The organism is Pseudomonas sp. WPR_5_2, assembly GCF_003634475.1.
In the GTDB taxonomy this organism is placed as follows: Bacteria; Pseudomonadota; Gammaproteobacteria; order Pseudomonadales; family Pseudomonadaceae; genus Aquipseudomonas; species Aquipseudomonas izuensis.
On the sequence record NZ_RBLA01000004.1, the window covers coordinates 51223 to 77103 of the forward strand.

At 60.4% G+C, this 25881-nt stretch carries 22 protein-coding genes; 14 read left to right on the plus strand and 8 right to left on the minus strand.

What is annotated here, in order from left to right; genetic code table 11:
* Positions 1-47: 47 nt before the first annotated feature.
* Both speA and BJ917_RS15920 read right to left on the minus strand, forming a co-directional pair.
* Complete coding sequence (gene speA, locus BJ917_RS15915) at positions 48-1961, minus strand: arginine decarboxylase (RefSeq protein WP_096513599.1); 1914 nt, start codon at positions 1959-1961, stop codon at positions 48-50.
* Positions 1962-2180: 219 nt separating this feature from the next.
* Entirely contained in the window at positions 2181-2552 is a 372-nt protein-coding gene (locus BJ917_RS15920; RefSeq protein ID WP_096513600.1) for a translation initiation factor Sui1, read from the minus strand.
* Between the two features lie 125 nt (positions 2553-2677).
* Here BJ917_RS15920 and BJ917_RS31905 point away from each other — a divergent pair, with 125 nt between their 5' ends.
* Complete coding sequence (locus BJ917_RS31905; protein ID WP_157755747.1) at positions 2678-2833, plus strand: hypothetical protein; 156 nt, start codon at positions 2678-2680, stop codon at positions 2831-2833.
* Between the two features lie 18 nt (positions 2834-2851).
* Here BJ917_RS31905 and BJ917_RS15925 read toward each other — a convergent pair whose 3' ends face one another.
* The 6 genes from BJ917_RS15925 to BJ917_RS15950 all read right to left on the minus strand — a co-directional run bounded on the left by BJ917_RS15925 (position 2852) and on the right by BJ917_RS15950 (position 7487).
* Positions 2852-3421, minus strand: coding sequence for an NUDIX hydrolase (locus BJ917_RS15925; protein WP_096513602.1), 570 nt, complete (start codon positions 3419-3421; stop codon positions 2852-2854).
* A 3-nt stretch (positions 3422-3424) separates the two neighbouring features.
* A complete protein-coding gene (locus BJ917_RS15930) occupies positions 3425-4492 on the minus strand; it encodes a DUF2333 family protein (RefSeq protein ID WP_096513603.1) in 1068 nt (355 codons plus the stop codon).
* Positions 4493-4646: 154 nt separating this feature from the next.
* On the minus strand, positions 4647-5123 hold the full coding sequence (locus tag BJ917_RS15935; RefSeq protein ID WP_096513604.1) for a hypothetical protein: 477 nt from the start codon (positions 5121-5123) through the stop codon (positions 4647-4649).
* Positions 5120-5626 (minus strand): Hcp family type VI secretion system effector, encoded by a 507-nt coding sequence (locus tag BJ917_RS15940; protein WP_121103821.1) that lies wholly within the window; start codon positions 5624-5626, stop codon positions 5120-5122. The genes BJ917_RS15935 and BJ917_RS15940 overlap by 4 nt, the downstream gene beginning before the upstream one ends.
* Positions 5605-6339: a hypothetical protein gene (locus BJ917_RS15945; RefSeq protein ID WP_256658552.1), complete on the minus strand. Its 735-nt coding sequence runs from the start codon at positions 6337-6339 to the stop codon at positions 5605-5607. The genes BJ917_RS15940 and BJ917_RS15945 overlap by 22 nt, the downstream gene beginning before the upstream one ends.
* The gene (locus BJ917_RS15950) at positions 6336-7487 is read right to left on the minus strand and encodes a DUF2515 family protein (protein WP_096513606.1); all 1152 of its coding nucleotides are present in this window, start codon (positions 7485-7487) and stop codon (positions 6336-6338) included. The genes BJ917_RS15945 and BJ917_RS15950 overlap by 4 nt, the downstream gene beginning before the upstream one ends.
* Positions 7488-7811: 324 nt before the next feature.
* Here BJ917_RS15950 and gcbA point away from each other — a divergent pair, with 324 nt between their 5' ends.
* The 13 genes from gcbA to BJ917_RS16020 all read left to right on the plus strand — a co-directional run bounded on the left by gcbA (position 7812) and on the right by BJ917_RS16020 (position 25848).
* Positions 7812-9428 (plus strand): diguanylate cyclase GcbA, encoded by a 1617-nt coding sequence (gene gcbA / locus BJ917_RS15955; RefSeq protein ID WP_096513607.1) that lies wholly within the window; start codon positions 7812-7814, stop codon positions 9426-9428.
* Between the two features lie 1009 nt (positions 9429-10437).
* Complete coding sequence (locus tag BJ917_RS32735; protein WP_372237729.1) at positions 10438-11481, plus strand: methyl-accepting chemotaxis protein; 1044 nt, start codon at positions 10438-10440, stop codon at positions 11479-11481.
* Positions 11482-11655: 174 nt separating this feature from the next.
* Positions 11656-13395 (plus strand): protein-disulfide reductase DsbD, encoded by a 1740-nt coding sequence (locus BJ917_RS15965; RefSeq protein WP_121103823.1) that lies wholly within the window; start codon positions 11656-11658, stop codon positions 13393-13395.
* 132 nt (positions 13396-13527) lie between these two features.
* Positions 13528-13980 (plus strand): type II 3-dehydroquinate dehydratase, encoded by a 453-nt coding sequence (gene aroQ, locus BJ917_RS15970; RefSeq protein WP_096513610.1) that lies wholly within the window; start codon positions 13528-13530, stop codon positions 13978-13980.
* A 47-nt stretch (positions 13981-14027) separates the two neighbouring features.
* Positions 14028-14492: an acetyl-CoA carboxylase biotin carboxyl carrier protein gene (gene accB, locus BJ917_RS15975; protein ID WP_096513611.1), complete on the plus strand. Its 465-nt coding sequence runs from the start codon at positions 14028-14030 to the stop codon at positions 14490-14492.
* A 17-nt stretch (positions 14493-14509) separates the two neighbouring features.
* Complete coding sequence (gene accC / locus BJ917_RS15980) at positions 14510-15868, plus strand: acetyl-CoA carboxylase biotin carboxylase subunit (protein WP_096513612.1); 1359 nt, start codon at positions 14510-14512, stop codon at positions 15866-15868.
* A 269-nt stretch (positions 15869-16137) separates the two neighbouring features.
* Positions 16138-17016: a 50S ribosomal protein L11 methyltransferase gene (gene prmA, locus BJ917_RS15990; RefSeq protein ID WP_096513613.1), complete on the plus strand. Its 879-nt coding sequence runs from the start codon at positions 16138-16140 to the stop codon at positions 17014-17016.
* A 30-nt stretch (positions 17017-17046) separates the two neighbouring features.
* Positions 17047-18318 (plus strand): DUF3426 domain-containing protein, encoded by a 1272-nt coding sequence (locus BJ917_RS15995; protein ID WP_096513614.1) that lies wholly within the window; start codon positions 17047-17049, stop codon positions 18316-18318.
* 185 nt (positions 18319-18503) lie between these two features.
* On the plus strand, positions 18504-19514 hold the full coding sequence (gene dusB, locus BJ917_RS16000; RefSeq protein WP_121103825.1) for a tRNA dihydrouridine synthase DusB: 1011 nt from the start codon (positions 18504-18506) through the stop codon (positions 19512-19514).
* The gene (fis, locus tag BJ917_RS16005; RefSeq protein WP_015093301.1) at positions 19511-19831 is read left to right on the plus strand and encodes a DNA-binding transcriptional regulator Fis; all 321 of its coding nucleotides are present in this window, start codon (positions 19511-19513) and stop codon (positions 19829-19831) included. Before dusB ends, fis begins: the two co-directional genes overlap by 4 nt.
* Before the next feature lie 81 nt (positions 19832-19912).
* A complete protein-coding gene (purH, locus tag BJ917_RS16010) occupies positions 19913-21520 on the plus strand; it encodes a bifunctional phosphoribosylaminoimidazolecarboxamide formyltransferase/IMP cyclohydrolase (RefSeq protein WP_096513616.1) in 1608 nt (535 codons plus the stop codon).
* 155 nt (positions 21521-21675) lie between these two features.
* Positions 21676-22971: a phosphoribosylamine--glycine ligase gene (gene purD / locus BJ917_RS16015; RefSeq protein WP_096513617.1), complete on the plus strand. Its 1296-nt coding sequence runs from the start codon at positions 21676-21678 to the stop codon at positions 22969-22971.
* 99 nt (positions 22972-23070) lie between these two features.
* Positions 23071-25848, plus strand: a complete 2778-nt coding sequence (locus tag BJ917_RS16020; protein ID WP_121103826.1) for a hybrid sensor histidine kinase/response regulator — start codon at positions 23071-23073, stop codon at positions 25846-25848.
* Positions 25849-25881 lie beyond the last annotated feature (33 nt).

The following is a 25881-nucleotide window of genomic DNA, read 5'->3' on the forward strand; positions in this document are numbered from 1 at the left end:
CAGCTAGCGGAACATTTTCAGACAACCTGATGAGAGCGAGGCTTACGTCAAGAAGACAGGTAAGACGATCGGGTCAGGCCCAGACGCAAGGCGTCGAGGAACTGGGTGCGCTCGGTGGCACTGATTCGGGCACTGGCGCACTTGTCGCGGTAGTGGGTCATCAGCTCTTCCGGCGACAAGTGCACATAACGCAGCATGTCTTCGATGGTGTCGTGGGTTTCGATACCCGCGTGGTACACGCTGCCGTCGGCGTTCTGGTAGATGTTCACCGAGTCGGTGTCACCGAACAGGTTGTGCATGTCGCCGAGGATTTCCTGATAGGCACCGACCAGGAACACGCCCAGCAGGTAGTCTTCACCCTCATTCAATGCGTGCACCGGCAGGCTGGTTTCGATGCTCTGCTCGTCGACGTACTGATTGATCTTGCCGTCGGAGTCGCAGGTCAGGTCTTGCAGCACCGCACGGCGCAGCGGCTCTTCGTCAAGGCGATGCAGCGGGATGATCGGCAGTACCTGGTCGATGGCCCAGGTGTCCGGCAGGCTCTGGAACACCGAGAAGTTGCAGATGTACTTGTCGGCCAGCTTGTCGTTGAGTTCGTCGAGCACCTGACGGTGGGAACGCTGACGTGCCTTCAACGAGTTGTGCAGGCGACGGCACACGGCGAAATAGCATTGCTCGGCCAGGGCTTTTTCGGCCAGGGTCAGCTTGCCATCGGCGTATTGGGAGGCGACATCGCTCATGTAGTGCGTGGCGCGCCAGTAGGTTTCGGTGACCATCTCGATATCGGTCGGCCCCAACAGGTCAACCAGCCACTGCACGGTTTCCGGCAATGCTTCCTTGTTCTCGATCTGCGGCACGTCGTCGTTGTGTTTCTCGACGTCGGTCACCTGCACCACCAGCATGGCATGGTGGGCGGTCAGGGAACGGCCGCTTTCGGAGAAGATGTTCGGGTGCGGCAGGCTCTGCGCGTCGCAGAATTCCTTGAGCATCCCGACCACGACACCGGCGTAATCGTCCATGTCGTAGTTGATCGAACTGGCGTTACGCGAGTGCGTGCCGTCGTAGTCCACGCCCAAACCGCCGCCGACGTCGATGTGGTCCACCGGCAGGCCGAGGTTGCGCAATTCGCCGTAGTAGCGAATCGCTTCCTTGAAACCATGCTGGTAGTCCGCCAGGTTGGCGATCTGCGAGCCCATGTGGAAGTGCAGCAGGCGGATGCCCTGATCCAGGCCCGCGGTGCGGAAACGCTCGACCACCGACAGCAGTTGCGCCGCCGACAGACCGAACTTGGATTTCTCGCCACCGGTGTCGGCCCACTTGCTCGATGCCAGGGACGACAGGCGCACGCGCAGGCCGACCTGTGGCTTGACCTTGAGCGAGGCGGCCTCTTCGATCACCAGCCCGACTTCGGACTCTTTCTCGATCACGATGAACACGTTGTGGCCGAGTTTCTGGCCCATCAGCGCCAGGCGGATGAACTCGCGGTCCTTGTAGCCGTTGCAGACGATGGTGCCGCCCTTCGGCGCCAGTGCCAGCACCGCCAGCAGTTCAGGCTTGGAGCCGGCCTCCAGGCCGATGGACACGTTCTGGGTCGCGATGATGTTCTCGATCACCGCTTCCTGCTGGTTCACCTTGATCGGGTACAGCGCGGTGTACTTGCTCTGGTATTCCAGGCGCTCGATGTTGGCGTCGAAGGCGCCGGTCAACTGACGCACGCGGTCTTGCAGGATATCCGGGAAGCGCACCAGCAACGGCAACGACAGGCCGCTCTTGCGCAACTGGTCGACCTGCTCGAAGAGGTCGATGGGCGAACTGCTCGGGCCGTTCGGACGAACTTCGACGCGACCGGCGTCATTGATCGCGAAATACCCGGCCCCCCAATGGCGAATCCCGTAAACACTGCGGCTGTCCGCAACTGTCCATTGGCTGCCATCGTCTTTGCGTGTGCGTCGTACGGACATCGAAGTCCCCTATAAAGAAGTCATGGTGCGTCGCCTGGATTCAGGCCGGCGCAGTCTAAAGAATGAAAATGACGGTTCGTCAACGAGGGGGTAGACCCCGCCAACCGCAACGAGTTTAGAAACCGGTCATGAACAGGCTCTGTGAAAACCATGGTGACGACGCCAGGCCTGAAGGTTATCAGGGCTGGATCAAGCCGCAGGTGGTTTTCACAGAGGCTGCTAGCCGCCGGACTTCTTCGCCTTGAAACCGTGTTTGATCAACTCAGCCAAGAGTAGCTCGACATGATCGCCCTGGATTTCAATGACGCCGTCTTTCAACGCCCCACCGGTGCCACAACGTTTCTTCAACGTGGTCGCCAGTTCCTTGAGCGCGTCCTCGGGCAATGGCACGCCGGTGATGGTGGTCACCGTTTTGCCGCCACGACCCTTGCTTTCGCGACGCACGCGAGCGATGCCGTCGCCGGCCGGGATAACGGTCTGTTTGCAGATGCAGGCGTCCACCGGTTTACTGCATTCCGGGCAATGACGACCTGCGTCGGTGGAAAATACCAGGCCACCAAGGGCGGCGAAGGATGCGGCTTTTTTGGCCACCGGCAATCCTCTTGGGAGGACAAAGACTGGTCGCGGCAACCTGGGGCAGGTGCCATCGACCGCGAAGCCCCACTCAGGCAGGGGCAGCGCTACTGAAACGGGTGGATCTCCCTGTAGGAGTGAGCGTGCTCGCGATGGACGTCAACGATAACGCGGGCATCCAGTATGAACGCGTCGCCCTTGAATTCATCGCGAGCAAGCTCGCTCCTACAGAAGAAACAGCAATACCGGTTCAGTTTGAAAAGGTCGCGCAGTGTAACGGCAAAAACGCCGATTGCTAAGAGCCAATCGGCGCCAATTTATAGCTCTTTTGCGACGTCGGTTTGTCGGGACCGAAGATACCGCTTCAACGCCGCCAAGGAGTCCGGGCAATAAGGCTTTTCCTCGATTTCCCGCAACACTTGGTCTATGGGTAAAAAGCGCGCTTCGAGTACCTCTTCCGGCTGAAGGATCAACGGACCGTCCCACACCGCCGAAAACGCCGAACACCAGAGCCGATTGCCGGTGTCTTCGAAGAAAAAGTGGTCATGGGCGGTCAACTCGACCCCGCGCACACCCAATTCTTCTTCCAGCTCCCGCGCCGCCGACTCGGCATAGCTTTCGGTGGCGAGCACCATGCCGCCCGCCGCCACGTCCCAATATCCCGGATAAATAGCCTTGCTCAGGGTACGCCGGTGCACGCAGAGTTCGCCGGCGGAGTTGAACAACATAATGTAGGTGCCGCGTCCGATCAGCCCGCGCTCGCGCAGGTCGGAACGGACCAGGGCGCCCAGCAGGTTGTCCTGCTCGTCGACCCAGGCAATTTGCTCGGCGTCCGAGGCCGCCCGGTGGGCGGCCTCGCGCAGGTTATCGTTGGAACTATCGGCCATGGCTCAGCCCTGATTCAGCAGTTGACGCAAATCGATCACCGCCGCGTTGGCCCGGGAAATGTAATTGGCCATGACCAGCGAGTGGTTGGCCAGCACACCAAAGCCGCTGCCATTGAGGATCATCGGACTCCACACCGGCTCCTGCGAGGCTTCCAGCTCACGAATGATCTGGCGCACGCTGACCGTGGCGTTCTTCTTGGCCAGCACATCGGCGAAGTCGACTTCGATGGCGCGCAGCAAATGCGACAAGGCCCAGGCCTGGCCACGGGCTTCGTAGAACACGTTGTCGATCTGCAGCCATGGGGTTTCGACGATTTCCTCGTCAACCTGAGGCACCTGGCCCGGCGCGACGACCTCGGTCTTCAATGCGGTATTGAGTTTGACCCGACCCACGCTGGCGGACAGGCGTTGCGACAGCGATCCCAAGCGAGTGCCTACGTCACCCAGCCAGTTGTTCAGGTTGTCGGCACGGGCAAAAAACAGCGCGGTCTTCTGATTTGGGTCGGACAGGCGCGCCTGATAGCGGCTCAGGGAATTGATGCCTTCCTGGTACTCGGATTCGCTGGATGGCAGCACCCAGCTTTTGTTGTCGAAGTTGAAACGCGGCTCGGCCTTGGCCAGGTCGGCGTCTTCGGTAGACTGCGATTGCGAGCGGGCGAAGTCTTTACGCATGGCGCGGGTCAGGTCACGCACCTGGACCAGCACGCCATATTCCCAGCTCGGCGTGTTATCCATCCACAGGCCTGGCGGGAAACGGTCGTTGGAAATATAGCCGCCCGGCTTGTTCAGCAAGGTGCCGACAACCGTCTTGAGGGTCTCGACCGTGGTGTAGCCGACCACCATCTGCTTGCCTTCCTTCTCGGCAGCCATTTGCGCGTTTTGCTGAACCGGGAACAGTGCAGGCTCCTCGCTCCAGTACCAGCCCAGGGCAATGGTCACCAGCAGGTAGATGCCGACCAGCGTGGCCAGCGCCCGGCTGAACAACAAGCCGCCCAGATAACTGCGGGTAGCCGATTTCGGTTCAGCGGCACGTTCAGGCGCGCTACCGGCGCGGTTCTTCCAGTCCAGCATGGCGATATCCTTTCAATCACTTGGGTTCATCGGTTCGACCATAACCATACAACAACGTGCCTTGGCCCGGCACCCGCCGTTGGCTTTATCGCGCAAATTACCGCTCAAGCGCAGCAAAGGTTGTGACCCATGAAATCAAATGTCCATGCCAGCGCTAAACGCCGATGACCTTCATTGAAATCTGCCTTGTCTGCGGTGATGTAAAAAGATGGGCGATACCCTCGCCATCGGTTCTGCGCTCGGCAGCCTGCCCATCCACGGTCGCGATGTAACGCCGCTGCGCCAGGGGCTCGCCCGTTACGCTGTCGACGAGGCGGAAAATCCTCGGCGTTCGAGAGGGCTGCACCGGTGGATTTTTCATCAATTCAATGACCCTCTGATTGAAGGCCCGCTCCTGCACCGCCCAGTCGCCGTATTCGGCTTCAGCCTTGAGCAGGCACCACTCGCCTCGTTCAAGTTGATCCAGCACCTCGCTGTCGGCATCGAACAGCAGGCCGGCGCGCAATTCATCCAGGCCTTCGATGGGTTGTCGATCCTGCAAAGCCTGGCGGACAGGCTCCAGTGCTTGTTCACCGGAAAATGCATGCTGGCGTTCCCTCGCGGAGAGATACAGCGCCCTGACCAGTTTCATGCCTCGTGCTCCCCACTCCACTCGTCGGAGCCCATGGTCCGACTGATTTCATGCCGCCAGTAAATGCGCCGATAAGAGAAGTAAACCTTCTCCAGCTGGGTAAGGTGCGCACTCACGGAATCCTGGCAATGGGGCATGAGCACCTCTGCACCGATGATCAGCGCGTCCTCCAGCTCCATCGTATAGAAATGCTCCTGTGTGCCTTTAGCCGAAGTGCGATACCACTCGACGCGGCACTTGCTGAGCAACTCCCCGGAACACAAGGCGATGTTGATCAGCGGCGACGACTTGTCGATGGTCTTGGTGATGATCAAGGGCTTGTGCATCCGCCGCCCCACACCCGAACCTCTGGGTACAAAAATGCCATGGCTCAGGGCTTGCACCATGATCTGGTCTTCTCGGCCCAGTTGGTAGATGTTGCCCACTGACGCCTCGGTGAAGGCGCCTTTGCTGATGAGGCCTTGTCGTTGGCCATGGAGGGTCATGAACGCGGGGGTTGGCATGGTGGGGCTCCGTTGGTTTTTGTTGGGAACAAGGGGGTAACCGGGTTGGATTGATCCAACTCGATAAGCGCTTCTTCATCTCCGTCTTCCTCGAAAGGCGTCCACGGCTTGCCGATCGACAGGGTGATCAGGTAGCGCTCCTCGTCGGGTCGCTTGTCGTATTGGAAACGGTTCATAAACATCGTGACCTGGTATTTTTCGCCAGCCTTCCAGTAAACCGTTCCGCCTTTATTCACGTCTCGCAACCGAGCTCGCCATTCAGGTGTATCGACAAAGGGTGGATAGCTCGTCCTCCCGGCCACCCTCCATCCGCCCTGGAGCCACTGCTCTTGCAAATCCAGAGCGACTTTCAGGGCGTCATCGAGCAGCAACGGTTCAAGCTGTGGGGACATGCGGATGCTGCTAACGACAGTGTCGTCAAAAACAACAGTAAAAAAGCGCGCTCTTGGCGTGAGGAACTCGTACTGAGGATCGATGAGCCGAAGTCGCGCATCCGTCTTGGGCAGCCCCATCCAGACATGTCCGCGTACCATCGGGCTGAAGGGGACTGAAGAATACTTGCGCAAGGTTTCATAGGTGCCGCCCACTTCCAATGCAATTATCGGTTCCTGCGACAGGGACTCCACTATCTGATGAGTGCCCAATATCAGGACAATCAGAAGCAGCAAACCTGACCCAAACCGCCAGCGGCCGATACCTTGCCGCCAACTCATCCTGTTCCCTCCCCTGATGCGATCTCGGTGATCGACTGTTCAAGCACACTACGGTTCGTGTCGTTGAGCATCTGATCAAAGCGTGCGGCAGCCCGAAGTACGAACGGCATTCGCTGCTTGATATCCGATAAGTCCGCCAGCGGGTTATTACTAAAACCAATGGTGCGCCCATCATCAACACGCTGGCATTGGCTGGAAAGCGTCAACTCAATTGCTTGAGCTACGCCAGAAGGAAACCCGGTCACATAGGAAACATGGTTGCCACGCAGTAAAGCCACCAACTGCTGGTCCTGATAAATCGTGGGCTGAAGAATATTTTGCTGCTCATGCCACGCCAGATGTTCCACACTGCCGGCAACATTCCCGGCTTCAATCGCCTCAAACGCCCGAAAAATTTCGATGTGGTCCAGCCCGAATGTCAGCTTTTCCCGCCCCACCGGCCAAAGCACCGGAAACTTCGGATGCCCATAAATACGTTTCCGCACCTCCAGACACTTCTTCAACTCATCCAACCCACGCTTCGCATAAAACTCATGCAGCGGATAAACATCCAGAAACAGCGTGGTATTGCCCAACGCCATCATGTCGTGCACATGCCGGAATTGCTGTTGCACCAACGACAAGTCCTCCCCTGCCGGATGGAAATCCACAGAGGGCACAGGATTACGTGCATCCGCTTCTTTATATGCACGCAATGCCTCTGCCTGTTCGGGCATCCTGTCTGGCGTCAACAACCCATGTTCACTTCGGCTGTCCCGCAGTCGCTGCCTGGCCTCACGCTCTTCGCGGATGCGCTCGACACTGTCCGCCGCATGCAGCAATCCGCAACCGACCTGCTTGGACGCAAACGCCGCCAGCCCGGCCCACTGGAAACGCCGGTCGTGTAGCCACAATCGGGCGTAAGCGGCATTGATCGCGCGGTTTCGCGCTACCGGATCGGCAATCAACACACCCTCAGGGGCGACAATTTCTTCAGCTTCGCGCTGGTAGGTGCGCCAGAGGCATGCGCAGGTCAGTACCGGCACTTCGGTGACCATGGTCATGGCGCCATAGAGCCGTTCTTCTTTGCATTCACAGTCAGCGACGGGGGTGCTGTTGTGGTTCAGCCGCTGCTGATCGCCTGGATGATTTTTAAAACATGAAGTCATGAGACGGTGAGGGTCCTAGGGGAATCCCTGAACCCTATCAGCCGGAAACAGGCTCCGAATCAGGACGGCGAAAAATCAGAATCCCCTGACAGATGCGGCTTGCCATTACGTCGGAAGAGACCGAACCCTGCGTATGAAATCGCCTGAACCCCAGCGTTCACGGGCACTCATCCAGAACCATCAGCCAATTAAAGACCGAGCAGTCACAAACTGAATACCTGTGCGTTGCAGATTATTGACGTACAACACTCATGCAATCGAAAAGAGGTGCTAGCATAGAGCCACCACTCGTCCTCAGCGTGCCCCCTAATTAGTAGTCAGGATATGACCGAGCCAGAAGATCCCAGCCGAGAGCGCCTCAAGCATCACTTTGCCCAGCGGGTCATTCATCAGGCACGTCAGATTCTTGAGATATGGCAGCGCCTGCAACGCAGCGAGTGGTCCACCAACGACCTGTCGGAGCTGAGCGAAGCCAATTTGCGCCTGTTGCGGTTCGCCGAGCGTTTCGAGCAGCCGGAACACACGCAACTGGCACGCCATATCGGCCAGTCGCTGGAGGCTGTCGACGCCAATCGCGGGCGCCTGAGCAGTGGCCTGATCACCGATCTCAACCGTTTGATGCAGCGCCTGTCCCGCACTGGTTTGCGCCATGGCGATCAGCTCGATCAAACGTTCCTGCCGCCCCTGCGCAAGCCGATCTACGTGATGCTGCAGGATCACGACCGTGCCGAACGCCTGGCCAAGCAACTGGAATTCTTCGGGCTCACGGCCCAATCCCTGGACAGCGTGCCGGCATTTCGCTCCTCGATGGTCGAGCGTCTGCCGGCAGCCATTGTCATGGATGTGGATTTCAGCGGTCCCGGTGTTGGCCTGAAACTGGCCGCCGAAGCTCAGGAAGGCCTCGACCATCGTTTGCCGCTACTGTTCTTCAGCCTGCACGAGACAGACACCCCCACCCGCCTGGCCGCCGTGCGCGCCGGTGGCCAGGAGTTCCTTACCGGCACGCTCGAAGCCTCGAGCCTGCTGGAGAAAATCGAAGTCCTGACCTGCGTCGCCCAGTACGAACCTTATAAAGTGCTGATCATCGATGACTCCCGCGCCCAGGCCTTGCACACCGAGCGCCTGCTCAACAGTGCGGGGATCGTGACCCGGACCTTGATCGAGCCAATCCAGGCCATGGCCGAGCTGGCGGATTTTCAACCGGACCTGATCATCCTCGACATGTACATGCCGGCCTGCACCGGTACTGAACTGGCCAAAGTGATCCGCCACAACGATCGCTATGTCAGCGTGCCGATCATTTATCTTTCGGCCGAAGACGATCTGGACAAGCAACTCGACGCCATGAGCGAGGGTGGCGATGACTTCCTGACCAAACCGATCAAGCCCCGGCACCTGATCACCACCGTGCGTAACCGTGCGGCGCGGGCGCGTAACCTGAAGGCGCGAATGGTCCGCGACAGCCTCACGGGTTTGTACAACCACACCCACATTCTGCAATTGCTCGAAGACTGCTCGTTCCGCGCCCGTCGCGAAAATAAGCCGCTGAGCTTTGCCATGCTCGACATCGACCACTTCAAGCGGGTCAATGACAGTCACGGCCACCCCATGGGCGACCGGGTGATCAAGAGCCTGGCGTTGTTCCTCAAACAGCGGCTGCGCAAAACCGACTTCATCGGCCGCTACGGCGGCGAAGAATTCGCCATCGTCATGCCCGATACCGATCTCGAAGCCGCCTGGAAAGTGCTGGATGAAATCCGCCAGCGTTTTGCCGAAATCCACTACCCGGCCCAGCCGCAGGATCTGTGGTGCACCTTCAGCGCCGGGGTGGTCGAACTGTGCGAGGACTCTGACGGCCTGTTGATGGCCAGCCAGGCAGACGAGGCGCTGTATCGCGCAAAGGGCGCCGGACGCAACCGTGTTCAAGCCGCGCGGACGTAAAAGCAAAGTGCCACTTTTTCCTCTCGATCGAGCCCTTCCGTCATAACCCTGTAACAGAAACGCAATAACTTCAGGCACTTACCATTCTGCCGTTGGTAGTCCCGCGATGCGCCTGAAGCTGCTGACCAATCTCAACACCCTCCTATTAGTCGCCGTGTGCGTGGCCCTTGGCGCCACACTCTGGTGGTCGCAAAAAGCCCTGGAACGCCCTTATCTATTAATGGAGCGCTACCTGGGTTTGTCCCAGCAATTTCAAAACGAAGTGGCGCGTAATATCGAGGACTACCTGGCCAACGGCGATGCCCTGCGTTTGAGCAGCGCCGCCCAGGCCATCGACAACCTGCAAAAGGAACTCGCAGAATTGCCACCGGCCCTGGCTGAAACCCTGCGCCCCAGCCTGTCGAACCTGAACGAGTTCAGCAAAACCGACTTGCTCGCCGCCGGCAAACTCGCAGGCGACCCGCAGGCCCTGCTGCTGCAAGCCGAGCGCGAACTGGGCGCAAGCCTGGATCAACTCAGCCAGTACGCCAGCGGCAACGCGGCGTACCTGACACCATTGCTTGCCGCTTCCCAGCATCTGGGCAAACTGTCGCTGGCCCGGGACAAACTGGTCAGCAGCGGTCGCAGTGAACTGGCCGCCGATGTCGAGCGAGAAGTCACCAGTATCCGCACCCAGGCCGGACTACTGGACGCCCTGCCGTTGCTCGGCGTGGCAGCCAGCAGCGAATCGAACACCGATGATTACGCCGCGATGATGGGCCTGGAGAACACCGAAAAAGCCGTCACCGAAGATGCTGGCGTCGGTTACAAACGCGAGCTGAACAGCCTGCTCGGCCGCTACCCGGCGGAACTGGCACGCACCCGTGACCAGATCCAGAAACGCGCCGACCTCAGCACCGCGACCCACCTTAAAATCGCCGATGTACAACAGGCCATTGCCGGTCTGGAGCCTGTGGTACGCGCCCAGCATGGACAGATCCAGAGTGAAGTACGGCTGATGCAAGGGGTGATGATCGGCCTGATCCTGCTGATCGCCTTGCTCATCGACACCCTGCAACGGCGCCTGGCCCGGACACTGACCAACCTCGCGCCCGCGCTCTCGACCTGGGCCGAGGGCGACTTCAGCCAGGACATCCAGTTGGGCAAGACCAACCGCGAACTGCATGACATTGAAGCGTCCCTCAATCGCTTGCGCGCTTATCTGGTGGACTTGGTGGGTACCATCCTCCTCAACGCCGAGCAGGTGGCGGGCAGCAGCCGCACCCTGGCCGAACTGAGCAATGACCTGCACAGCGGCGCCGAACATCAGGCCGGCGACACGGCGTTGATCCGCGATTCCCTGGGTGAACTGGAAGCGACCATCCAGCAAGTCGCCGGCGATGCCAGCCAGGCTGCCGACGCCAGCCGTCATGCCGGACTGGCGGTGGAACACGGGCAGAAAGTCATCGGCTTGAGTCTGACGGGCCTGCATGCGCTGGTGGATGAAGTGCAAGGCAATGCGCAGATGATCGAACATCTGGCCGAAGAGTCCGCGACCATCGGCGGCGTGTTGACGGTGATCCGCTCGATCGCTGACCAGACCAACCTGCTGGCGCTGAACGCAGCCATTGAAGCGGCACGGGCCGGGGAAATGGGCCGTGGCTTTGCCGTGGTGGCAGAGGAGGTCCGCTCGCTGGCGCAACGCACCGCCGGCGCCACGGCCGAAATCCAGACATTGATTGCCGGCCTGCAAACCGCTGCGCGGCAATCGGTCGAAGGCATGCGCGCCCAGGTCGAGCATGCCGAAGCCACGGCCAACCAGGCCCAGGCGGCTGACGGCGCACTGGATAAAATCGTCGGCGCGATCCAGACCATTTCCGACACGGCCGTACGCATCGCCGATGTCACCGCCCAGCAAAGCGGCGCCGTCAGCGAGATCCGCGATCACAGCGAGCGGATTCACCAATTGGGCGGGGATAACTTGCTGCGCATCGGCGAAGGGCGCGAGCAAGGTGAAAATCTGCTGGTGTTGGGTGGGCGATTGCATACAGCCGTTCAGGCTTTCCGCGTCTGACAGATTGCTTTCGCGAGCAGGCTCGCTCCCACAGTGAATTTCCGCTGCTCACGGATCCAATGTGGGAGCGAGCCTGCTCGCGAAGGCGTCAGAACAACCACCACAAAACTCCCTGCCCTGCACACCCGCCCGCTGTCCGCTATCATGCCCCCAACTCCGATACGCGAGACCGACATGCGCCGTTTGCTCTGCCTTCTGCTTTTAATGCTCGCCCTGCCGGCCACCGCCGCTGGGTTGCTGGAGAGCCGCCCCAGTTCGACCCTGGGTTCAGTGAACAACAGCGCCGACTTCCTGCCGGTGCGCGAAGCCTTTCAATTGAGCCTGGTTGAAAGCACGCCGCTATCGATCAAACTGCGCTTCGTTGCCACCGAGGGGTATTACCTCTACCGCCATCGCTTCCAGTTCCGCGCCGACCCTGCCGATGTGCCCCTCGGCACCGCGCAACTGCCCAAGGGCGAACAGAAACACGACGAGTATTTCGGCGACGTGGAGGTTTACCACGGCATTCTCGATGTCGAACTGCCGCGTACCGATCAGCGCGCATTCACTCTGGCTGTGACCTATCAAGGCTGCGCAGACAAAGGCCTGTGCTATCCACCTGAAACCGAGCGCCTGAGCATCAATGGCGATGGCGCCACCCCCCATGCCTGGGGCTGGCGCGAGCTGGCGCTGTTCTTCCTCGCGGGCCTGGGCCTGACCTTTACGCCTTGCGTGCTGCCGATGTTGCCGATCCTTTCTGGCGTGGTGTTACGCGGCCAGGTCGGTGGCTGGCGCGGTTTCAACCTGTCGCTGGCCTATGTACTGCCAATGGCCGCCTGTTTCGCCCTGCTCGGCGCACTCATGGGGATGTTCGGCGCGCAGCTCAATTTGCAGGCACGGCTGCAATCGGCCTGGGTGCTGGTGCCGTTTGCGCTGTTCTTCGCGGTCTTTGCTCTGGCGATGTTTGGCGTCTTCGAACTGAAGTTGCCGCATGCCATCAGCAGTCGACTTGACCGGATTGCCGGCCGCACCGAAGGCGGTTCGTTGTGGGGCGCGGCAGTGCTGGGCGTGGTGTCCAGCCTGCTGGTTTCGCCCTGCGTTTCGGCGCCACTGGCCGGCGCGCTGCTGTACATCAGCGCCAGCGGTGATGCCTTGGGCGGCGGTTTGAAACTGTTCATGCTGGGGCTCGGCATGGGCGCCCCGCTGCTGCTGGTGGCCACAGGCGGTGCAGCCTGGCTGCCGAAAAGCGGGCCGTGGCTGATCTACGTGAAAAACGCCATTGGCGTGTTGCTGCTGGGGCTGGCCGTCGGCTTGCTCAGTCGGGTACTACCCGGCCAGATCACTTTGCTACTGATCGGTTTGCTGGCCGGTGGCGTCGGTTTGTTCATGGGCGCGCTGGAGTTCGTCTATAAACCGCCGAGGAAACGCCTGGGTCAATTGCTCGGCATGTTCCTGCTGTTTTATGCACTGGCCTGCTGGTACGGCGGATTCAGCGGCCAGAGCGACCCATTCAATCCGATCGGCCAGTCGCGCACGGTGGTCGCTACCGAGCAAGCCACTAACACCAGCGCCTGGCAAACCGTCAGTACCCCGGCGGAACTCGACCGCGTACTGGCCCAAGCCCGCGCATCCGGCACCCCGCTGCTGCTCGACTGGTACGCCGACTGGTGCATCAGCTGCAAAGTCATTGAACACCAGGTACTCAATGACGCCACCGTCGTCGAACGCCTCAAGGGCTATCGGCTGGTCCGCTTCGACATCACCGCCAGCACTGCCGAGCAGCGGACCCTGCTCGACCGCTACAAACTCTTCGGCCCTCCGGCACTGATGTTTTTCGGCAAGGATGGCGTCGAACGCGCCGATGTGCGGGTGATCGGCGAGATCGACGCCACGGACTTCGCCGAACGCGTCGCCAGGGCAAATGACCGGATTTAATCAAGCAGTCATATATTTCGCGCAAACATCGGACATCGTGCGGGCTTTTGCAGAGAACTGGACAGTCACAAAGGCTTTGCGGCATAGTCGCCGGGTTCTGACACTTGCACACTGATAACAAGGGAACAGCCGATGGCGACGCTACTGGTTCTGCACGGACCCAACCTGAACATGCTCGGCACCCGTGAACCGGGCACCTATGGCGCCACGACACTGGCGCAGATCAACCAGGACCTGGAACGCCGTGCCCGTGAAGCCGGCCACCATTTGCTGCACCTGCAAAGCAACGCCGAGTACGAATTGATCGACCGCATCCACGCTGCTCGCAGCGAAGGTGTGGACTTCATTCTGATCAACCCAGCAGCTTTTACACATACAAGTGTCGCATTACGTGACGCGCTGCTGGCGGTGAGCATCCCATTCATCGAAGTGCATTTGTCTAACGTGCACAAACGCGAACCTTTCCGCCATCACTCTTACTTCTCCGACGTAGCGGTGGGAGTGATCTGCGGCCTTGGCGCCAGCGGTTATCGACTGGCCCTGGAGGCCGCGCTAGAGCAGCTTGAACAACAGGCAACAGCTTGAACAACAAGTTAACCGCCCCCTGACCGACCCCTGGGAGTTGATGATTCATGGATATCCGTAAAGTTAAGAAACTGATCGAATTGCTGGAAGAGTCCGGCATCGACGAGCTCGAGATCAAGGAAGGCGAAGAGTCCGTACGCATCAGTCGTCACAGCAAGACCCCGGCTCAGCAGTACTACGCGCCGGCTCCAATGCCTGCTCCAGCTGCCGCGCCTGTCGCTGCCGCCGCTCCGGCTGCCGCTGCCGCCCCTGCTGCCGCAGCCGCACCAGCACTGAACGGCGCCGTAGCCCGTTCGCCGATGGTCGGTACGTTCTATCGCAAGTCTTCGCCAACTTCGCCGTCCTTCGTTGAAGTCGGCCAGACCGTGAAGAAAGGCGACACCCTGTGCATCGTTGAAGCCATGAAGATGATGAACCACATCGAAGCTGAAACCAGCGGTGTGATCGAATCCATCCTCGTCGAAGACGGCCAGCCGGTTGAGTACGACCAACCGCTGTTCACCATCGTTTGAACCGCGGAGAGCCTTTGATGACTGCGAAGTTGGAAAAAGTTCTGATCGCCAACCGCGGTGAGATCGCACTGCGGATTCTGCGCGCCTGCAAAGAGATGGGCATCAAGACCGTCGCCGTTTATTCCAAGGCTGACAAGGAACTGATGCACCTGGGCCTGGCAGACGAATCCGTCTGCATCGGCCCGGCATCGGCCGCCCACTCCTACCTGCACATCCCGGCAATCATCGCCGCGGCCGAAGTGACCGGCGCCACCGCCATTCACCCAGGCTACGGTTTCCTCGCGGAAAACGCCGACTTCGCCGAACAGGTCGAGAACTCCGGCTTCGCCTTCATCGGCCCGAAAGCTGAAACCATCCGCCTGATGGGTGACAAGGTTTCGGCCAAGCACGCGATGATCGCCGCTGGCGTACCCACCGTTCCAGGTTCCGACGGCCCGCTGCCGGAAGACGAAGAAACTGCTCTGCGCATCGGCCGTGAAGTCGGTTACCCGGTGATCATCAAAGCCGCTGGCGGCGGCGGTGGTCGCGGCATGCGCGTCGTGCACAAGGAAGAAGACCTGATTTCCTCGGCGAAACTGACCCGCTCCGAAGCGGGCGCAGCGTTCGGCAACCCGATGGTCTATCTGGAAAAATTCCTGACCAATCCGCGTCACGTGGAAGTCCAGGTACTTTCCGATGGCCAGGGCCACGCCATCCATCTGGGCGACCGCGACTGCTCGTTGCAACGTCGCCACCAGAAGGTTCTCGAAGAAGCGCCGGCACCGGGCATCGACGAAAACGCGCGAGAGGAAGTCCTCGCCCGCTGCGTCAAGGCGTGCATCGACATCGGTTACCGTGGCGCAGGCACTTTCGAGTTCCTGTACGAAAACGGTCGCTTCTACTTCATCGAGATGAACACTCGTGTCCAGGTAGAGCACCCGGTTTCGGAAATGGTCACCGGCATCGACATCGTCAAGGAGATGCTCAGCATCGCCGCCGGCAACAAACTGTCGTTCACCCAGGATGACGTGGTCATCCGCGGTCACGCGCTGGAATGCCGGATCAACGCCGAAGACCCGAAAACCTTCATGCCGAGCCCGGGCACGGTCAAGCATTTCCACGCTCCAGGCGGCAACGGCGTTCGCGTCGATTCGCACCTGTACAGTGGCTATGCCGTTCCGCCGAACTACGATTCGTTGATCGGCAAGCTGATCACTTACGGCGCAACCCGTGACGAAGCCATGGCGCGCATGCGCAATGCGCTGGACGAAATCGTGGTCGACGGGATCAAGACCAACATCCCGCTGCACCGCGACCTGACCCGCGACGAAGGCTTCTGCAAAGGGGGCGTGAACATTCACTACCTCGAGCACAAGCTGGCTGGCGAGAAGCACTAAGCTTCAACCGGCACATGACAAAGCCGCCTTCGGGCGGTTTTGTTGTTTCCGAGGGCTTCACAACCCCTTTGTGGGAGCGAGCCTGCTCGCGAAGAGGCCGCTACATTCAACATTGATGCCGGCTGACACACCGCTTTCGCGAGCAGGCTCGCTCCCACAGGTTTGGCGCCCGTCTCAAGCCACTCCCACAAACCCTCCGCGCTCGCGTAAACTTGCGCGCTTCTCGCAGCCCGCTAGGCTGCAATCAATATTTTTCAAAGGTGCCCGCCATGCCTTGGCTGCAAGTCCGTCTCGCCATCAGCCCAGAACAAGCCGAAACCTACGAAGACGCTTTCCTTGAAGTGGGCGCCGTGTCGGTGACCTTCATGGACGCCGAAGACCAGCCGATCTTCGAACCGGAACTCAATACCACGCCACTGTGGTCGCACACCCACTTGCTGGCCCTGTTCGAAGGCGGTACCGAGCCCGGCCCGGTACTGGCCCATCTGGAGCTGTTGACCGGCAGCCCGCTGCCCGAGCACCACAGCGAAGTGATCGAAGACCAGGACTGGGAACGCAGCTGGATGGACAACTTCCAGCCGATGCGTTTCGGTCAGCGCCTGTGGATCGTGCCGAGCTGGCACGCCGCCCCCGAGCCTGACGCCGTGAACCTGCTGCTCGACCCGGGCCTGGCGTTCGGCACCGGTACCCATCCGACCACCGCACTGTGCCTGGAATGGCTCGACGGCCAGGACCTGAAGGACTGCAACGTGCTGGACTTCGGCTGCGGTTCGGGGATCCTGGCGATCGCCGCTCTGCTACTGGGTGCCAAGCAGGCCGTAGGCACCGACATCGACGTGCAGGCGCTGGAAGCCTCCCGCGACAACGCCGGGCGCAACAACATTGCCGAAGAGCTGTTCCCGCTCTATCTGCCGGAAGATCTGCCGCAGGTTCAGGCTGACGTACTGGTGGCCAACATCCTCGCCGGCCCGCTGGTTTCCCTGGCACCGCAGCTATCAGGCCTGGTCAAATCCGGCGGTCGCCTGGCGCTGTCGGGCATCCTCGCCGAGCAAGGTGAAGAAGTGGCCGCCGCCTATGCCAAAGACTTCGATCTGGATCCGATCGCCAATCGCGATGGCTGGGTGCGCATTACCGGCCGTCGGCGCTAGAATGAGCATCTGCATAAACCGGATCGCCGCATGACCGACAGCTTCGTCACCCAGTGCCCGCATTGTCACACCAGCTTCCGCGTCAGCCACGCCCAGTTGAGCGTGGCGCGTGGCGTCGTTCGCTGTGGCTCTTGCCTGCAGGTGTTCAACGCTGCCAAGCAATTGCTTGAGCAGGCCGGCAAGGAGCCGGTCGCGCCGGTCGCGCCAACTGTCGCCGAAACGCCAGCACCCGCCGAGCCCAGGGCCATCAGCCAAAAACAATGGACCGCCGCTGAGCTGGATCTGGACAGCCTCGACCTCGACGAGGAACTCGCCCGGCTCGAACAGCGGGAAATCCAGCCGACCACCGAATTCGGCCGGCACCGGGAAGACACCCTTAGCGCGCGTCGTGATAGCCCCGAAAACGACGAAGAACCCTGGACGTCCGACAGCCTGTTCAGCGAACCGGCGACCGACCGCGCGCAAGCGATCACGGATCTTGATGACCTCGATACGCTCGACGCACTCGAAGCTTCGGACACCCCGGAGCCGATAAACGAGACAGGCATACTCGCGCGCACCGAACCGTCGCTCTCGCTGGAACCGGTAGACCTGGACGACGAATCACAGCCGCCACAACTTCGCCTGCACGATCCGCTGGACGCACCGCTTCATCACGGGCGCCTGTCGGCAACGGCAACCGATGAAATCGATGCCGACCTGCCCTCGGCCGAGCCACTTCGCAAACGCCGCGAACGCAACGAGCCAGGGGTTCGCGCCGACGTGCTGCAGGACCTGACCGATGACCCACTGCAACTGGACTGGCAAAAGCGCCGTTCGCCATGGGGTCGCCGGTTCTTCTGGCTGCTGCTGATCCTGCTCGGCGCTGGCGCACTTGTCGGCCAGTATGTCGCTTATCACTTCGACGAATTGGCGCGCCAGGACCAGTACCGACCATGGTTCCAGCAGTTGTGTCCGCAAATCGGTTGCACCGTGCCATCGAAGGTCGATATCGCAAAAATCAAAAGCAGCAACCTGGTGGTTCGCAGCCACCCGGAATTCAGCGGCGCACTGGTGGTCGATGCGATCATCTACAACCGCGCGCCCTTCTCCCAGCCATTCCCGTTGCTGGAACTACGCTTTGCCGACCTCAATGGCCATCTGATCGCCAGCCGTCGCTTCAAGCCTGGCGAATACCTCAACGGCGACCTCGAGGGCATGGTGGAAATGCCTCCGCAAACGCCGATCCACATCGCACTGGACATCCTCGATCCAGGCGCCAAAGCGGTGAACTACAGCCTGAGCTTCCACTCGCCAGAGTGAAACGATTCACTGATCTCAAATTGACGACGGCATTCCGACTTCGCCCACCCGGACCAAACCGCTGGCAATAACAGAATAACTGTTCAGATTTTGTTCAATTCAGCCTTTATCCAGTCATCGAGAGCGGGTATCATGCCAACCCTTTTTCGAACTCTCATGATCCGGCCCCACAACAGGGAAGCCCTATGTCGGCGGTACGCATCGGTCCATACACATTACACAACGGCTTGATTCTCGCCCCCATGGCGGGTGTCACCGACCAACCCTTTCGTCAGCTGTGCAAGCGATTGGGCGCGGGGCTAGTAGTCTCAGAAATGGTCACCAGCGACATGAGCCTGTGGAACACCCGCAAGTCGCGGATGCGCATGATCCACGAAGGCGATCCCGAGCCACGCTCGGTACAGATCGCCGGTGGCGACGCGCAGATGCTGGCGGATGCGGCCCGGGCCAACGTCGAATCGGGCGCGCAGATTATCGATATCAACATGGGCTGCCCGGCGAAGAAGGTCTGTAACAAGGCGGCCGGTTCCGCACTGTTGAAGGATGAAGCACTGGTAACCGAGATCCTGCAGGCCGTCGTGGCTGCGGTCGATGTGCCGGTTACCCTGAAGATCCGTACCGGCTGGGACCGGGACAACAAGAATGGCTTGACGGTGGCGAAGATCGCCGAGCAGGCAGGGATCACGGCGCTGGCGGTCCATGGCCGCACCCGTGCCGACCTGTACACCGGGGAAGCCGAGTACGACACCATCGCCGCGATCAAACAGGCGGTGTCGATGCCGGTCTTCGCCAATGGCGATATCGATTCGCCGGAAAAGGCCCGATACGTGCTCGACGCGACCGGTGCCGACGGCCTGCTGATTGGCCGGGCTGCCCAAGGGCGGCCATGGATTTTTCGTGAGATCGACCATTTCCTGCGGACCGGCGAGAAGCTCCCGGCGCTGGACCTGATCGAAGTGGAACGCATACTGCTAGAGCATCTGGCTGCGCTGCACGCCTTCTATGGCGACGTGATGGGCGTACGCATTGCTCGAAAGCATGTGGGCTGGTATCTCGCAACCTTGCCGGGCGCCAGGGAGTTTCGCGCCCACTTCAATCGTTTGGAAGATACGGAAGCACAATGCGCCAACGTTCAGGACTTCTTCACCGAACGTTACAAGAGCCTGACAGGGGACGGAGAGGGGGTGGCCGCATGACGATGATGACCGAGACTTTAGTGAGTGGAACGACACCCGTGAGCGACAACGTGAATTTGAAACAGCACCTCAATACCCCAAGCGAAGAAGGCCAGACCCTTCGCGGGAGTGTCGAGAAAGCGCTGCACAATTATTTCGCCCACCTTGAGGGCGCTGCCGTCACGGATGTGTACAACCTCGTGCTCTCCGAAGTCGAGGCTCCCCTGCTCGAGTGCGTGATGAACTACGTCAAGGGCAACCAGACCAAGGCCAGCGAGATGCTCGGACTGAACCGGGGCACGCTGCGCAAGAAACTCAAGCAGTACGATTTGCTGTAAGCATTCAATCAAACCAGAAAGGCGCCCGCGTAAAACCGGTCGCCTTTTTTGCTGACTCCTTTGCTTTTGATGGAAATTGAGATGACCGACCAGACTACCCGCCTGCCGATCCGCCGCGCCTTGATCAGTGTTTCCGACAAGACCGGGATCCTCGAATTCGCCAAAGAGCTTGAAGCCCTGGGCGTCGAGATCCTCTCCACCGGCGGAACATTCAAGCTGCTGCAGGACAACGGCGTTGCCGCCGTGGAAGTCGCTGATTACACCGGCTTCGCGGAAATGATGGACGGTCGGGTGAAAACCCTGCACCCGAAAATCCACGGCGGGATCCTCGGTCGTCGCGGTATCGACGACGCCATCATGAACGAGCACGGCATCAAGCCGATCGACCTGGTAGCGGTCAACCTCTACCCGTTCGAAGCCACCATCAACAAGCCAGGCTGCGACCTGCCGACTGCGATCGAGAACATCGACATCGGTGGCCCGACCATGGTCCGCTCGGCTGCCAAGAACCACAAGGACGTGGCCATCGTGGTCAATGCCGGCGATTACGCCAACGTCCTGGAAAATCTAAAGGCCGGCGGCCTGACCTACGCTCAGCGTTTCGACCTGATGCTCAAGGCATTCGAACATACCGCTGCCTACGACGGCATGATCGCCAACTACATGGGCACCGTGAACCAGGCCGCTGACACCCTCAGCACTGAAGGTCGCAGCGAATTCCCGCGCACTTTCAACAGCCAGTTCATCAAGGCCCAGGAAATGCGCTACGGCGAGAACCCGCACCAGAGCGCGGCGTTCTACGTGGAAGCCAAGCCGGCCGAAGTCGGCATCGCCACCGCGACCCAACTGCAAGGCAAGGAACTGTCGTACAACAACGTGGCCGACACCGACGCCGCGCTGGAATGCGTGAAGAGCTTCGTCAAGCCGGCCTGCGTGATCGTCAAGCACGCCAACCCGTGCGGCGTGGCCGTGAGCCCGGATGCCGAAGGCGGTATCCGCAAGGCCTACGACCTGGCCTACGCCACCGATACCGAATCCGCATTCGGCGGCATCATCGCCTTCAACCGCGAACTGGACGCTGAAACCGCCAAGGCCATCGTCGACCGTCAGTTCGTCGAAGTGATCATTGCCCCAAGCGTCAGCGAAGAAGCCCGCGCCATCGTGGCGGCCAAAGCCAACGTACGCCTGCTGGCCTGCGGCGAGTGGTCGGCGGATCGCGCCGCTGCCTGGGACTACAAACGCGTCAATGGCGGCCTGCTGGTACAGAGCCGCGACATCGGCATGATCGGCAGCGAAGACCTGAAGGTTGTGACCAAGCGTGCACCAACCGAGCAAGAGATCAACGACCTGATCTTCGCCTGGAAAGTCGCCAAATACGTCAAATCCAACGCCATCGTCTACGCCAAGAACCGTCAGACCATCGGTGTCGGCGCTGGCCAGATGAGCCGCGTGAACTCTGCGCGCATTGCTGCGATCAAGGCTGAACATGCTGGCTTGCAGGTCGCCGGTTCGGTGATGGCTTCCGACGCATTCTTCCCGTTCCGCGATGGTCTGGACAATGCGGCCAAGGCGGGCGTGACTGCTGTGATCCAACCAGGCGGCTCGATGCGTGATGCCGAAGTGATTGCAGCCGCTGACGAAGCCGGCATTGCCATGGTCTTCACCGGCATGCGCCACTTCCGTCACTGACACATAGATCAACTGTGGGAGCGAGCCTGCTCGCGAAGACGGCGGCACATTAAACTTTGATGTGACTGACACACCACCTTCGCGAGCAGGCTCGCTCCCACATAAAAGCATCCCCGCGGTGCTATCAAGAATTAGCGTCATCCGAGGTTTTTGAAATGAATGTTTTGATCATTGGCAGCGGTGGCCGTGAACACGCCCTGGCCTGGAAAGTGGCTCAGGATCCGCGCGTGCAGAAAGTGTTCGTGGCGCCCGGTAATGCCGGCACTGCCATTGAAGCCAAGTGCGAGAACGTCGCTATCGACGTGCTGGCCCTGGAGCAGTTGGCAGACTTCGCCGAGAAAAATGTTTCCCTGACCATCGTCGGCCCGGAAGTGCCGCTGGTCGCCGGTGTGGTTGACCTGTTCCGCTCCCGTGGCCTGGATTGCTTCGGCCCGACCGCTGGCGCTGCTCAACTGGAAGGCTCGAAAGCGTTCACCAAGGATTTCCTGGCTCGCCACAAGATCCCGACCGCCGACTACCAGAACTTCACCGAGATCGAGCCCGCACTGGCTTACCTGCGTGAGAAAGGCGCCCCAATCGTGATCAAGGCCGACGGCCTTGCAGCGGGTAAAGGCGTGATTGTCGCCATGACCCTGGCCGAAGCCGAAGATGCCGTGCGCGACATGCTGGCAGGCAATGCCTTCGGCGATGCCGGTTCGCGCGTCGTGATCGAAGAGTTCCTGGACGGCGAAGAGGCCAGCTTCATCGTTATGGTCGATGGCAAGAACGTATTGCCAATGGCCACCAGCCAGGACCACAAACGCGTCGGCGACGGCGACACCGGTCCGAACACCGGCGGCATGGGGGCCTACTCCCCTGCCCCGGTTGTCACCAGTGAAGTGCACAAGCGTGTCATGGACCTGGTGATCTGGCCGACGGTTCGCGGCATGGCCGACGAAGGTAACGTCTACACTGGCTTCCTGTACGCGGGCCTGATGATTGACAAGGCCGGTAACCCAAAAGTTATCGAATTCAACTGCCGTTTCGGCGACCCTGAGACCCAACCGGTCATGCTGCGCTTGCAGTCGAGCCTGGTCCTGCTGGTCGAAGCGGCCCTGGCACAGGCGCTGGACAAGGTCGAGGCACAATGGGATCCACGTCCGAGCGTCGGCATCGTGTTGGCGGCGGGAGGCTATCCTGGTGACTATGCCAAAGGCGTGGCCATCCAGGGTCTGGATGCAGCGGCGGCGCTGGAAGGCAAAGTATTCCACGCCGGCACTGCCCTCAAGGACGGCCAGGTGGTGACAGCCGGCGGTCGAGTGCTCTGCGCCACGGCCATGGGCACCAGCGTCGATGCGGCTCAACAGCAGGCTTACAAACTGGCGGCCAGTATTGATTGGGAAGGTTGTTTCTATCGCAAGGACATTGGCTACCGTGCCATTGCCCGCGAGCGTGGCGAAAATCAGGAATAAGCTACCCATTCGGCCGGGCAAGGGCTTCGAGCCCTTGCCTGACTATTCCGGCGCCGCGCATAGTTATATTCTGGCATCAACCTACGAAGGGATTTCGCCGTGCGCTGGCTCAGGATTGCCATAGGCTTCACCGTCACCTTGCTGACACTGCTCTGCATGCTCCCGGCCCAAGCCGGGCAAGGCAGTGGCTTGGCTGTATTGCTTGACGAACAGGGCGACCTGCAACTGAGCGATATCCGTTCCGCCCGCTATACCAACCAATTCAGTCCCATCGATCTGGAACGCGTCAAGGCAGCCGAGCCCGATGGCGCACTCTGGCTACGCTTTCGCCTCGCACCCGGCAAGCATGAACAAGTGCTGAGGGTGTTCGCACCCGACCTGCTGCAACTCAACATGTATGTGCTGGACGGCGACAAGCTGATAGAGCAGTCGACCACCGGTAACAAACAGCCCCTGGCGGACCGGCCACTGCCCAGCAGCGACTTCATGCTGCCGCTACCGCAAAACGAAAAGCCCCTCGACGTTTACCTGCGCCTGGTTTCCGAACATCAGCTGCGCCCCTATATCACCCTGGAATCGGCGGTCATGACCGCGGCCAGCCAGAACCAGTCGCTGATTTACGGCCTGTTGCTGGGCTGCATCGGCATGCTGATCCTGCACAACCTCATCCGCTACGCCTACACTCGCTCGCGCAGCAGTGTCTGGCTGGCAGCTTGTGAAGCCTTGTTGGGGCTCAGCCTTGTACTGTTGCTGAATCTGGCTGGGCCCTGGCTGCCGAATTGGCAAGCGGTGCAAACGCCGGGGGCATACCTCGCCCTGTTATTGACGGCCCCCTGTGGACTGATGTTCGCCTATCGCTTCTTCGCCCCCCTCGGTCCGCATCCGCTGAACAAGCTGATTCTGGGCGACATCGTATTCATCATGATCTGCGGCCTGCTGCTGCTCTTCGTCAACACACTGCCGCTGAATATCATCACCTACGGTCTGGTCGCCCTGGCAGGCTTGAGCATGCTGTTTGTCAGCGCCTATCACTGGCAGAAAGGCTATCGTCCGGCGCGGCTGTTCGTGGCGGCCATGGTGGTGTTCAACCTCGGCACTCTGATCATCCTGCCCGCCCTGCTCGGCCTGACCCTGATCGAGCCCCATGGCCTGATCACCACCCTGCTGGCATTCATCTGCATCAGCGGCCTGTTGATGAGCATTGCCTTGAGCGAGCGCCAGCGCCGTATCACTGAAGACCGTTTCAGCATCAGCCGCGACCTCGCGGCCAGCAACGCCGAGATCAACGCCAAGGCCGAATTCCTGGCGAAGATCAGCCATGAGATCCGCACACCGATGAATGGCGTGCTGGGCATGACCGAGCTGTTGCTGGGTACGCCACTCTCGGTCAAGCAGCGCGACTATGTGCAGACCATCCATAGCGCCGGCAACGAACTGCTCACGCTGATCAACGAAATCCTCGACATCTCCAAACTCGAATCCGGGCAAATCGAACTCGACGACGTGCAGTTCGATCTCAACGCACTGATCGAAGACTGCCTGAGCATCTTCCGCGCCAAGGCCGAACAGCAGAACGTCGAGTTGATCAGCTTCATTCAGCCGCAAGTTCCGCGGGTCATCAGTGGCGACCCGACACGCCTGCGCCAGACCTTGTTGAGCCTGCTTGAAAATGCCCTGAAGAAAACCGACGAAGGCGAAATCCTGATCGTCGTCGCGCTCGACGAACGCAGTGCCAAACCTCGCCTGCGCATTGCCGTGCAGGACAGTGGCGAACCCATGGACGCCGAAGAGCGCGATGCGCTGATGCACGCCGAACTGCACAGCAAGCACTTCCTCTCGGCCAACCGTCTGGGCGGCAATCTGGGGCTGGTGATCGCCCGACAGCTGATCCGCCTGATGCAAGGCGAGTTCGGCATCAAGAGCGGCAGCAATCAGGGCAGCACCTTATGGCTGACTTTGCCGCTGGACCCTGATCGCCTCGAGCACCCGACCTCCGACCTTGATGGACCGCTGCAAGGCGCCCGGGTTCTGGTGGTGGATGACAACGACACCTGTCGCAAGGTTCTGGTGCAACAGTGCAGCGCCTGGGGCCTGAACGTCAGCGCCGTTCCGTCCGGCAAGGAAGCACTGGCGTTGCTGCGCACCAAGGCGCACTTGCGCGACTACTTCGACGTCGTCCTGCTGGACCAGAATATGCCTGGCATGACCGGCATGCATCTGGCCGCCAAGATCAAGGAAGATCCGAGCCTGAACCACGATATCTTGCTGATCATGCTCACCGGCATCAGCAATGCGCCGAGCAAAATCATCGCGCGCAACTCGGGGATCAAACGCATCCTCGCCAAACCGGTGGCCGGCTACACCCTCAAAACGACCCTGGCCGACGAGCTGACCCAACGCAACAAGGGCCTCGCAGTCATGCACCAACCGCCGTCCGGCGGCCCCCTGCCGGTCAAGGTGCCCAGCGATTTCCGCATTCTGGTGGCCGAAGACAACAGCATCTCGACCAAGGTTATCCGCGGCATGCTGGGCAAGCTCAATCTGCAACCTGACACGGCCAGCAATGGTGAAGAAGCCTTGCAGGCCATGAAGGCGCAACGTTACGACCTGGTGTTGATGGACTGCGAGATGCCCATCCTCGACGGTTTCTCGGCTACCCAGCAATTGCGCGCCTGGGAAGTGGGCAACCAGCGCACCCGTACTCCAGTGGTTGCGTTGACCGCACACATCCTTGCCGAGCATAAGGAGCGCGCGCGCCAGGCGGGCATGGATGGGCACATGGCCAAGCCGGTCGAGCTTTCGCAATTGCGCGAACTGATCGAACACTGGGTTGCCCAACGCGATCTGCAGAACCGCACGGCGACACCCACGTCCTGAGCCGACAGACCCGGCAACGCCTGATAGACTCCC